Genomic DNA, 11,638 nt, shown 5'->3' with positions numbered 1-11,638 from the left:
GTACGTACCTATGGGTCTCTTCGATATCTTCACGGGCGGCTCGGGCCCCGAAAAAGCCCTCAAGCTCAAGTCCAAGGTGACCCAGAAGTACGGGGAGCCGTCCACGCGGCAGAAGGCCCTGCAGCAGCTGGGGGAGATGAAGTACCCCGAGGCCGTCACGGTGCTGCTCAGCCGGTTCACCATCACCGTGGACCCGCTCACCACCGACGCGGACGAGAAGGAGCACACCTTCGAGCTCATCAAGCACTTCGGCCAGGACGCCGTCGCGCCGGTGAGCGCCTTCCTCAAGACGAGCGATCAGGCCACGTCCTGGGCGCTGCGCATCCTCCAGGAGCTGCTGTCCGAGGACGCGCTCATGGGCGTCATCGCCGACACGCTCCAGCACCTGTCCTCGCGCTACACGCGCGACCCGGAGAAGAAGGTCGTGCTGCTGCACCACGTGCTGGGCAAGCAGGACCCGCGCGTGGCGCCGGCCGTTCTCCCCTTCCTGGAGGACATGTCCGACGACGTGAAGATCGCCGCCATCAACGTCCTGGGGCCCCTGAAGTACGAGCCGGCGCGCGAGCCCCTGCTCCAGCTGCTCACCTCCGAGGACACCGCGCGCCGCGTGCAGACCGTGGCGCTGGCGGCCCTGGCGGAGAGCGGCTTCGGCGTGCAGGGCTACCAGGAGAAGGTGCAGGCCGCCCTCGTGGAGCCCTACAGCCTGGACAAGGACGGCCGCATCCAGCGCCGGCCGTGAGCGGGCGTCCAGCCGCTCCGGCGGTGTAGGCCCGGACGGCGGGGCTGGGGGGCTGTCGGACACCTGACACGCTCGGCGTTGGTGGAAGGCGCCGGGCTCCGGTGAGGTTCCCTCCCACGCGTGACATGAAGCAGGATTCACGCGTGCCATCGAAGAAGAAGGGTCCGCAGCTCGCAGAGGTGGTCCAGCTGCGCCCCACCACCACCGCGAAGAAGGCTCCCCCGAAGCGGACGGCGAAGCCGCCTCCGCCCGTGGATACCGACACCGCCGCCCAGGCGTTGCTGGAGATGGGCCGGCAGCTCACCGACAACGCGGGCCCCACGGAGGCCCTGCGCGCGCAGCTGCAGACGCTCCACACGCTGCTCAAGCCGAAGGTCTGCTACGTCGCGCGCCACTTCCCGTCGCGCAACCAGCTGCACGTGGAGCACGTGCGCGGACGCTACGACGAGCGCGTCACCGCCGCCGTCCCGGGCGAGGGCGTCGTGGGCCGGTGCTTCACCGACAAGGTGCTCCTGCGCGAGGACGACACCGTCGCCGTGCCCCTGGAGGGGCCGCAGGGCGTGACGGGCGTGCTGGTGGTGCTGGGCGCGCGCCGCAAGGCGTCCGACGTGCTGATGCAGTCGCTGGCGTCGCAGCTCACCGCCGCCTACGAGGTGGCCCGGCTGCGTGACGACAGCGCCCGTCGCAACAAGGACCTGCAGACGGCCATCGCGGGCTTGAAGAGCCTGGAGCAGAACCGCGAGGAGCTGCTCGGCAACGTGTCCCATGACTTGAAGAACCCGCTCACCACCATCAAGGCCTACCTGGCCATGCTGGGCCGGGAGAAGCTGGGTGCGCTGACGGACGGCCAGCGCCGCGCGGTGCAGATCTGCGACCGCAACGCGGACCGGCTGCTCCAGCAGGTGAACGACCTGGTGCTGATGTCCCGGCTGTCGTCCGGGAAGATGCAGCTCAACCAGCGGCCCTTCGGCCTCAAGGCCGTGGCGGAAGAAGTCATCCGCGGGCTCGGCGCCGTCGCGGAGCACAGCCGCGTGCGCGTCGTCATTCCCCCCTGCCCGGAGGTGTTCGTCCGGGGCGACCGCGAGCGCATCTCCGAGGCCATCCACAACCTCGTGGAGAACGGCATCCACCACAGCGAGACGGATGACGTCGTCGAGGTGAGCGTGTCGTCCAGCGAGGGCCTGGGCGTCCTCACCGTGAAGGACTCCGGCCAGGGCATGACGGCCGAGGCGCTGGAGCACGTGTTCGACTCGTTCTACCGCGCGCAGCCGGGCATGCCGCGGCCGCCGGGCGCGGGCCTGGGACTGCCGCTCGTCGCCAAGATTGTCGCGCTGCACGGCGGCCGCGTGGACGCGTCCAGCGTGCTGGGCGAGGGCAGCACGTTCCAGATGGTCCTGCCCCTGTTCGCGAGCGCCGTGAGCGCCCCGGACGTGAACCAGGCGGCGCCCAAGGCGGGCGGCATCCTCCTGGTGGAGGACGACGTGGACTGCCGCGAGGTGCTGGAGCAGGTGCTGGAGCAGGAGGGCTACCGGGTGATGGCCACCTCCGGCGCCGCCGAGGCCCGCTCCATCCTGTCCCACATCCGGCCGGCCATGGTGCTGCTGGACCTGCGGCTGTCGGGGGAGGACGGACGCTCGGTGCTCCACTACATCCGCACCACGGAGTCGCTGGCGGACGTGGTCGTCTACATCATCTCCGGCGCGAGCGACGTCGCGTCCCTCACCTCGGGTGAAGGGCCGGACCGCATTGATGGCTACTTCGAGAAGCCGCTGAAGCTGCCCAAGCTGCTGGACACCGTGGCCTCGGTGGTGCGTCCCAAGAGCCGCGGCCCCGCCGTGACCTGAACGACGCTCCGGCGCCTTCCCCACAGAAGAGGTGGCTGGAAGGCGCCCCGCCTTGGGTAGTATCCGCGCGGTCCATGAGCACTTCCGTCTATAGCCGCTACCGCGCAGCGTTCGCCCAGGCCCTGGCCGGGGCCCTGGGTGTCCCCGCCGCCGACATCGAGCCCCAGGTCAAGCCCGCGGATCCCGCGCACGGCGACCTGAGCTTCGCCACCTTCCCCCTCGCCAAGGCGCAGAAGAAGGCGCCCCCCGCCATCGCCGCGCAGCTCGCGCAGACGCTCCAGGTCCCGGGCCTGGAGGTGAAGGCCGTGGGCCCCTACGTCAACGCGCGCTTCCTCCCCCTCCCCTTCACCCAGGAGGTCATCGACGGCGTGCGCCTGGCGGGCGTGGCCTACGGCAGCGACGCCGAGGACGGCAAGGGCAAGACGGTGGTCATCGACTACTCGTCGCCCAACATCGCCAAGCCCATTGGCTTCCACCACATCCGCACCACGTTCCTCGGCCACTGCATCGCGAACCTCTACCGTGCGCTGGGCTGGCGCGTGGAGGGCATCAACTACCTGGGTGACTGGGGCAAGCAGTTCGGCCTGGTGGCCGTGGGCTTCCAGGAGTACGGCGACCCGGCGCGCATCGACGACATGGCGCACCTGGTCCAGGTCTACGTGCAGGCCAACAAGCGCGCCGGTGAGGACCCCGCCTTCGACGAGAAGGCCCGCGAGTTCTTCCGCCGCATGGAGGCCAACGAGCCGGAGGCGATGAAGCTCTGGAACCAGTTCCGGGAGACGAGCCTCAAGGGCTTCAAGCGCGTCTACGCGCGCATGGGCATCGACTTCGAGCACATCGAGGGCGAGAGCCGCTACCAGGGCAAGATGGACGCGGTCATTGATCAGATCGCGAAGAAGCCCGGCACGAAGGAGTCCCAGGGCGCCATCATCGTGGACATGCCCTACGCGGACGGCGAGCCGCCCGTGCTGCTCAAGAAGAACGACGGCAGCACGCTCTACGCCACGCGCGACCTGGCCGCCGCCGAGGACCGCCACGCGCGCTTCAACTTCGACAAGTCGCTCTACGTCGTCGCGCAGGACCAGGCGCTGCACTTCCGCCAGGTGTTCCGCACCCTGAAGGAGATGGGGCAGCCGTGGGCGGACCGGTGCGTGCACGTGCCGTTCGGCCGCATCCACGGCATGAGCACGCGCAAGGGCCAGGTGGTGGAGCTGGATCAGGTCCTGGACGAGGCGAAGGACCGCGTGCTCCAGCGCGTGAAGGAGAACGTCGCGCAGGGCAACCTGGAGACGACGGACGCGGACGCACTGTCGGAGCAGATTGGACTTGGCGCCATCGTCTTCGGCGACCTGAAGCACAACCGCGCCAGCGACTACACGTTCGACTGGGACGAGGTGACGAGCCTGGAGGGGCACACGGGGCCCTATCTCCAGTACGCGCACGCCCGGAGCGCGAACGTGCTTCGCAAGGGCGGCGGCGTGCCCACGGCGTATGACCCGGCGCTGCTCACGCTGCCGGAGGAGCAGGCCCTGGTGCGCGAGCTGATGCGGCTGCCGGACACGGTGAAGGCGGCGGCGGAGCAGTACGAGCCCAGCCTCGTGGCGCGGCTGCTGCTGGACGTGGCGGCGGCGTACAGCCGCTACTACACGGCGGGTAACAAGGACCGCGACAAGCGCATCCTCGTGGAGGGGAATGACGCGATGCGCGCGGCCCGGCTGGCGCTCACGGACGCAACGCGCATCACGCTGGCGGCGGGGCTCACCTTGCTGGGCATCCCGACGCCGGAAAACATGTAGCCTGGGGGGCTGCGATGGACACCGCGCTGGCGCAGACCGCGACGCAAGGAGAAGCCTTGAAGGAGGAATTCGGTCCCATGTCCCGGGTGCTCGGGGCACGGTACTTCGACGGGGTGCACTTCCCCCCCGAGGCCGAGAACGAGCTGCGCGCGCTCAGCGCCCGGGGCTTCGTGGTGCACGTCATGCGCACCACGGCGTGGATCAACTTCCTCTACATCGCGTGGGCCATGGTCCGCCGGGCCATGCCGCCCATCCGCGCGGTGGTGAACCTGCGTCCGTGGTTCACCAAACCCTGGCGCCAGACGGCCCAGGGCGGCGCGGTGGAGGAGCGCTTCCGCTACGCCCGCGAGCAGGGCGGCAGCGGCCTGGTGTTCCTGCGCCGCACGGCGCTCCTGCACGCCTCCGGCAAGGAGACGCGCGAGGACCCCTTCCCCGAGCTGGTCCGGCTGGCGCGAAGCTCCGAGCGGCCGGTGTTCCTGGTGCCGGAGCTGTTCGTCTGGGAGAAGCGCGCCGCGAAGCTCGTGCCGGGCTGGCGCGACGTGGTGTTCGGAAGCCCCGAGGCGCCGGGCTTCGTGCACTCGATGGTGGCCTTCTTCCGCAACTACAAGCGCGCGCAGTTCCGAGTGGGAGAGCCCATCGACCTGCGCCGCTTCATCGAGGAGAACCCGGGCGTCAGCGACGAGGTGCTGGCGCGCAAGGTGCGCAGCACGCTGCATGTGTTCCTCGCGCGGGAGACGCGCGCGGTGTTCGGCCCGCCGCAGAAGCCCACGGACCGGCTCATCGAAGAGACGCTGCGCGACCGGCAGCTGCGCAAGGTGCTGGACGAGCACGCCGCCGCTACCGGCCGCAAGCCCACGAGCGTGCAGCGCGAGGCGAAGCGCAACCTGGAGGCCATCGCGGCCAGGCTCAACCCGTCCGTGCTGGCGCTCATCGCGCCCATGCTGGAGTGGGTGTTCAACCGCATCTACGACGGCATCGGCGTGGACGAGGCGGGCCTGCACCGAGCGCTCAAGGCCGCGGGCAAGGCGCCCGTGGTGCTCTGCCCCAGCCACAAGAGCCACGTGGACTACCTGGTGATGAGCTGGGTGCTCTGGAACCGCGGCTACACCGCGCCGCTGGTCGCGGCGGGCGCGAACCTGTCCTTCTGGCCCCTGGGCCCGCTGTTCCGCCGCTGCGGCGCGTTCTTCCTGCGCCGGTCGTTCAAGGGCGACAAGGTCTACGCCGCGTCCTTCAAGGCGTACATCAAGAAGCTGGTGCACGACGGCATCCACCAGGAGTTCTTCCCCGAGGGTGGCCGCTCGCGCACGGGCAAGCTGCTCACGCCCAAGCTGGGCATGCTCACGTGGCAGGTGGAGGCGGTGCTCGACGGCGCGCGCAACGACCTCTACTTCGTGCCCGTCTCCATCGACTACGAGAAGGTCGTGGAGTCCGACAGCTACTCCAAGGAGCTGGCCGGCGGGGAGAAGAAGCCGGAGGACCTCAAGGCGCTGTTGAGCGCGCCCAAGGTGCTGGCGGCGCGCTATGGCCGCATCCATCTCACCTTCGACGAGCCCCTGTCGCTGGTGGAGTTCATGAAGGCGCGTGGCCTGTCGCCGCAGGAGCCGGTGACGGACGAGCAGAAGAAGAGCCTGGTGCGCGCGCTGGGCAACCGCGTGATGTACGGCATCAGCAAGGTGTCCACCGTCACGCCGCACGCGCTGGTGAGCGCGTCGCTCCTGGCCCACCGCCGGCGCGGCCTCACGCAGCGCGAGCTCACGGACCGGATCAGCCTGTTGCGCCGCATCGCCACCGAGGACGGCGCGCGCCTGTCCCTCGAGCTGGCCAACGCGCCGAGCAACCCGGAGACGCTGGGCCCCATCCAGGACGCGATGCGCGAGTTCATCTCCGACGAGATGGTGCGCACGAAGGAGGCGCGCGGCGAGGTCAGCTACCAGGTGGAGGACGCGCGCCGCCCGGAGATGTCCTTCTACAAGAACACGCTGATGAACCTGGTGGCCGCGCGCAGCCTGGTGGCCAACGCGCTGCTCGCGGGCACGCCCGCGCCGTACGACACCGTGAAGGCCCGCGCGCTGTTCCTGTCGCGCCTCTTCAAGGTGGAGTTCATCTACCGGGTGGGCGCGTCGTTCGACACCATCTTCGCCGAGTGCGTGGAGCGGCTCGTGCGCATGGGCCTGGTCATCCACGAGGGCGACACGCTCACGCGCGCGCCGGAGGCCCACGCGCAGCCGGACCTGGAGTTCCTCGCGGACCTGCTGCGCGACTTCCTGGAGGCCTACCTGCTGGCCGCCATGACGTTGCCGGACGTGGCCGCGGGCGTGGCCACCGACCGCAAGACGTTCGTCAAGCTGGCGCTGGAGACCGGGCGCCTCGAGTACAACGCCGGCCGCATCACCGCCGCCGAGTCGCTGGCGAAGACGACGCTGGAGAACGCGGTGGAGTACCTGTTGGATCAGCGCATCCTCGTGGAAGAGGACAAGAAGCTGCGGCTGGGCGATCCGGCCGCGGCGGCGGAGCTTCCCCGGAAGAACCCGCTCGCGGATCAGATCCGCGGCTACCTCCACCGAGCCTGAAGCAGCGCCCCCCAGCGCAAAGAGGGGGCAGGAGACGACACGGTGGACGAAGCCTCCCCTCCCAGCGACCCGCGGCCGGCGGAGGCCCCCGCGCCGCTGTCGCCGCCCCACCCCGTGCTCGCCGCGGCCCTGGCCTTCGGCCTGTTCCTGACGCTGGGGGCGCTGACCCAGCTGCTCAACCCCGCCTTCGGCGTGTGGTTCACGGAGGCGTTCCTCTTCCTGGGGCTCGCGTGGATCATGCTGCGCCGCTCGGGGTACCGGCCCGCCGCGTACGTGGGCCTCACGCCGTTCCCGGGCCCCGCCACGCTGTTCGGCTTCCTGCTGGGCGTGGCCAACTTCTTCGCGGTGGTGGTGCCCGTGCAGTTCCTCGCGCAGCGGGTGGCCCCCGAGTGGCTGCGCGAGATGTTCGACGCCTCGCGCCTCTTCGAGGGCCAGTCGCCGGTGGAGCTGGCGCTGCTCCTGGGGGGCGTGTCCGTGGCCGCGCCGCTGTGCGAGGAGTTCTTCTTCCGCGGCCTGTTCCAGCGGTCCCTGACGCCGCCCTCCCCCGCGTCGCCGTGGCGGGCGCTGATCATCACGTCGGTGGTGTTCAGCGCGTTCCACCTGGATCCGGTGGGCTTCCTCGCGCGAGCGGAGCTGGGGCTGCTGTTCGGCTGGCTCTTCCTGCGCACCGGTTCGCTGTGGCCGGGCGTCGCGGCGCACGCGGCCAACAACATCGTGTCGTCGGTGCTGTTCCTCGTCGCGACGCACTCGGGGCTCGCGAAGGACGGGGCGACGGAAGACGTGGCGGACTGGCGCGCCGTGCTGGGGCTGTTGCTCGTGGGCTGGACGGCGCTGCTGGGCCTGCGTGCCGCGTCCCGGCACTTCCCCGCGGTGTGGGGACGCGGAACGATGCCCGATGACGAGGCGGTGCGCGCCACGAAGCCCGTGCCCGCCTTCGCCCTGCAGTTGCTGCCCTGGGTGACGGCCGCCACGCTGTCCCTGGTGGCCCTGGGACTGGTGGACGGGCGCGGCGTGTCCCTGAGCGTCTACGACGTCCAGCACCCGGTGGAGCCGCTGGGCAAGAACGCGGATCCGGCGCTCCAGGCCGAGCGCAAGGCCCTGCGACAGCTTCGCGACGCCGTGCGCAGGGGCGAGGTGCCCATGGAGGCCTACGAGGAGGAGCGGCTCCGGCAGTCCGAGGCATATGGCCCCGGCAAGGGCAAGTCCCGCCGCTGAAGGGGGCATGGCGGCGATTCCAGGGGGGCCCTGGCACTGATGGGCCGTGGCCTCCTATCGTCCACGTCCGCCATGCTCACCCCCGACCTTCTGCACGCCTCGCTGGCCGATCCGCTTCTGGACGTGATGAACTTCCTGAACGAGATCGCGATCCGCTTCCCGCAAGCGATCTCCTTCGCGCCCGGCCGGCCGAACGAGAAGTTCTACGACTCGCGGCAGATCGCCACGTACCTGGACGTCTACCAGCGCTACCTGCGCGAGGAGCGGGGCTTCAGCGAGGCGAAGGTCACCAGCCTCCTGTTCCAGTACGGCCGGACCAACGGCCACATCGGTGAGCTGCTCGCGCGGATGCTGGAGAAGGACGAGGGCATCCGCGTGGCGCCGGAGTCCATCGTCGTCACCGTCGGCTGCCAGGAGGGCATGTTCCTCTCCCTGCGCGCGCTGTTCTCCCAGCCGGAGGACGTGCTGCTGGTGGGCATGCCCTGCTACATCGGCATCACCGGCGCGGCGCGGCTGCTGGACATCGCGGTCGCCCCGGTGCCCGAGCGCGAGGACGGGCTGGACCTGGACGCGCTCGAGGCACGCATCCTGGAGCTGCGCGCGGAAGGAAAGAAGCCGCGCGCGCTCTACCTCGTCGCGGACTTCGCCAACCCGTCCGGACGCAGCCTCCCGGAGGCCTCACGGCAGCGGCTGCTGGACATCGCCGCGCGCGAGCAGTTCCTCATCCTGGAGGACAACCCCTACGGCTTCTTCTCGCGCGAGGGCTCGCGCAAGCCCACCCTCAAGTCGATGGATACGCGCCAGCAGGTCATCTACCTGGGCTCGTTCTCCAAGTCCGCGTTCCCCGGCTTGCGCCTGGGCTACGCGGTGGTGGATCAGCGCGTCGCCGGGCCGGACGGCAAGACGCACCTGCTCGCGGACGCGTTCTCCAAGATCAAGAGCCTGCTGACCGTGAACACGTCGTCGCTGTGCCAGGCCATCGTGGGCGGCATGCTGGTGCTGAACGGCGGCGGGCTCCTGGAGGCGAACCAGGAGGCCATCCGCTTCTACAAGAACAACATGGACGCGACGCTCCAGGCGCTGGCGCGCTACTTCCCCCGGAGCGAGGCCTGGGCGCGCGACGTGACGTGGAACGTGCCGGACGGGGGCTTCTTCCTCGTCATGAAGCTGCCCATTGAAGTGGACGAGGCGCTGCTGGAGGAGTCCGCGCGCGACTTCCAGGTGCTCTGGACGCCCATGCGCTACTTCTACCTGGGCGAAGGCGGCGAGCACGAGCTGCGGCTGTCGTGCAGCTACCTCACGCCCGAGCAGATCGACGTGGGCATCTCCCGCCTGGCCCGGCACCTCCAGAAGGCCGTGACGGAGCGGCAGGCCGCGCGGCGCGCCCTCGTGGGGTGAGGCCCTGGGAGGGGCGCTCACCCCGGAGCGCCCCTTCAGTCCGCCTTGTACGAGGTGACGTGGAACACGGGCCCCACCATGGCGGCGGTGAGGGTGTCGCGCTGGATGCTGCCCTCGGCGGAGATGCGCTGACCGTCCTTCTTGATCTTCCGGTCCCCGCCCGCGAGCTGGTACGTGCGGCCGTCGTCGGCCTTCAGGACCCACACGCCGCCCTCCAGGTCCTGGTACTGCACCGTGCCGGAGAGCTTCATGCCTCCTCCCGCTTGAGCATCGCGCGAGCGATGAAGAGGCACACCACCGTGTTGAAGCCCAGCCACGGCTTCGCCAGGAAGGTGAAGGGCATCCACGCCAGCGCCGGAGCGCCGACCCACGCCGCGTAGGCCAGGAAGCCCGCGAAGCCCAGCGCCAGGCCGCCCACCGCCGGACGGAAGCCCCGCCACGGGATGGCCACCAGCGACAGCACCAGGGGGATGAGCGCGCTGTAGAACAGCGGGTTCACCGCGCCGCGGCCGAAGATGATGCGCTGCCAGTCCGGGATGGGCAGCGACGCCACGCTCACCACGTCCTGGGCCGTGCCCGCCGCGCCCGCGAACCAGGTGCGCAGGAAGAAGAAGCCCACCGTGGAGAGGACCAGCGGCACGAGGAACGCCGGGCGGAAGAACACGTTGAGGTAGCCCGGACGCTCGCGGCCGCGCAGCGTGAGCAGCACCAGCGCGAGCAGCGCCGCGGCCCAGGCCAGCGGCTGCCAGTGGGGTGAGCCGCCCTGGAAGGCCTGCAGCGACGCGCTGGCGTTGAGGACGCCGTGGCCGTACTCCTCCGACCAGGCCTGGTTCTCCGTCACCTTCGCGCCGGCGTAGAGCGCCTGCTCCACCTCGTCCGGCGAGGTGGCGCCCGCGCCGTAGAGCATGGCGGCGACAGCGGCCACGTGCGGGGCGGCCATGCTGGTGCCCTGGTACCAGGCGTAGATGGAGCGCGACGGGTCGCGCGGGTCGATGGTGTTCTGCAGGATGCCGCCGGAGTCGCCCTGGCGCTTGTCACCACCAGGCGCCGCGATGTCCAGCTCCTTGCCGTAGGACGAGTACGGCGCGCGCGTGCCGGACGGGCCCACCGCGCTCACCGCCACCGCGCCCGGGTACGCCGCCGGGAACTCCACCCGGCCGCGCCCGGTGTTGCCCGCCGCGGCCACCACGGTGACGCCCTTCTTGCGCGCGTAGTCCACCGCGCTGGCCATGACCTGCGAGTACAGGCCCCCGCCCAGCGACATGTTGATGACCTTCGCGTCGTGGTCCGCCGCGAAGCGGATGGCGTCCGCGATGTCCGCGGAGGTGCCGCTGCCGAAGTGGTTCAGCACCTTCAGGGGCATCAGCGTCGCGTCGAACGCCACGCCCGCCACGCCCTCGCCGTTGTTGGTGGCCTGCGCGATGGTGCCCGCCACGTGCGTGCCGTGGCCGTGGTCGTCGTTGGCATGCTCGTCGTCGTTGACGAAGTCATAGCCCTTCACGAACGACACGCCCTTCAGGTCCGGCACCTGCTTGAAGTCGTCGTGGTCCTCGTAGGCGATGCCCGTGTCGATGACCGCCACCACCACGCCCTTGCCCCGGTTGCCGTCCCAGGCCTTCGGCATGTCGATCATCCGGAGGTTCCACTGGGACTCGTACTGGGGGTCGTTCGGCGTGTAGCTGGTGCGCACCTGCATCAGCGGCTCGGCGGACTCCACCGCCGGGCTCTGGCGGATGCGCTGGAGCACGTCCTCCACGTCGTCCACGCCCACCGCCAGCGTGACGCCCGTCCGCGGACCCTCCAGGGAGTTGAACTCCAGGTCCACGCCCCACTCCCGCTCCCAGGCGTCGAACTGTTCCTTCGTGGTGCCGTCCTTGAAATCCACCACGATGGCGCCGGACACCACGTCCTCCGAGCCCTCCGCCACCGCCCGGGCCACCTCGGCCTCCGCGGCCGCCACGTCCTGCCCGGCCGGAGCCTCCGGCTCCCGCGACGCGGAAGCACACGCCGAGGCCGACAGGGCCAGCGCCGCGAGAACCACGTTCCATCGCCTCATCCGCATCGGGACACTCCTTG

Annotated in this window: 8 protein-coding genes; 6 read left to right on the top strand and 2 right to left on the bottom strand. The window is 70.3% G+C overall.

The window, feature by feature from the left end; genetic code table 11:
- The first annotated feature begins 10 nt into the window (after window positions 1–10).
- From JYK02_RS09105 to JYK02_RS09080, 6 genes are all read left to right on the top strand, one after another.
- Window positions 11–739 (top strand): HEAT repeat domain-containing protein, encoded by a 729-nt coding sequence (locus JYK02_RS09105; RefSeq protein ID WP_207050497.1) that lies wholly within the window; start codon window positions 11–13, stop codon window positions 737–739.
- A gap of 143 nt (window positions 740–882) precedes the next feature.
- The gene (locus JYK02_RS09100; RefSeq protein ID WP_207050496.1) at window positions 883–2,583 is read left to right on the top strand and encodes an ATP-binding protein; all 1,701 of its coding nucleotides are present in this window, start codon (window positions 883–885) and stop codon (window positions 2,581–2,583) included.
- A gap of 74 nt (window positions 2,584–2,657) precedes the next feature.
- Window positions 2,658–4,379 (top strand): arginine--tRNA ligase, encoded by a 1,722-nt coding sequence (gene argS, locus JYK02_RS09095; RefSeq protein WP_207050495.1) that lies wholly within the window; start codon window positions 2,658–2,660, stop codon window positions 4,377–4,379.
- A 14-nt stretch (window positions 4,380–4,393) separates the two neighbouring features.
- The gene (locus tag JYK02_RS09090) at window positions 4,394–6,949 is read left to right on the top strand and encodes a 1-acyl-sn-glycerol-3-phosphate acyltransferase (RefSeq protein WP_207050494.1); all 2,556 of its coding nucleotides are present in this window, start codon (window positions 4,394–4,396) and stop codon (window positions 6,947–6,949) included.
- Between the two features lie 42 nt (window positions 6,950–6,991).
- Window positions 6,992–8,164: a type II CAAX endopeptidase family protein gene (locus tag JYK02_RS09085; RefSeq protein WP_347402454.1), complete on the top strand. Its 1,173-nt coding sequence runs from the start codon at window positions 6,992–6,994 to the stop codon at window positions 8,162–8,164.
- A gap of 39 nt (window positions 8,165–8,203) precedes the next feature.
- Entirely contained in the window at window positions 8,204–9,562 is a 1,359-nt protein-coding gene (locus tag JYK02_RS09080; protein ID WP_207050493.1) for a PLP-dependent aminotransferase family protein, read from the top strand.
- Between the two features lie 35 nt (window positions 9,563–9,597).
- Here JYK02_RS09080 and JYK02_RS09075 read toward each other — a convergent pair whose 3' ends face one another.
- Together JYK02_RS09075 and JYK02_RS09070 are read right to left on the bottom strand one after the other, a co-directional pair.
- Window positions 9,598–9,813 carry a DUF5818 domain-containing protein gene (locus JYK02_RS09075; RefSeq protein WP_207050492.1) on the bottom strand — a complete coding sequence of 72 codons (216 nt, stop codon included), beginning with the start codon at window positions 9,811–9,813 and terminating at the stop codon, window positions 9,598–9,600.
- Entirely contained in the window at window positions 9,810–11,624 is a 1,815-nt protein-coding gene (locus tag JYK02_RS09070; protein ID WP_207050491.1) for a S8 family serine peptidase, read from the bottom strand. Before JYK02_RS09070 ends, JYK02_RS09075 begins: the two co-directional genes overlap by 4 nt.
- Between the last annotated feature and the right edge of the window lie 14 nt (window positions 11,625–11,638).

The sequence above is a fragment of the Corallococcus macrosporus genome, from assembly GCF_017302985.1.
In the GTDB taxonomy this organism is placed as follows: Bacteria; Myxococcota; Myxococcia; order Myxococcales; family Myxococcaceae; genus Corallococcus; species Corallococcus macrosporus_A.
The sequence above is the reverse complement of the archived record's forward strand: the minus strand, read 5'-3'. Positions and strand labels throughout refer to the sequence as shown.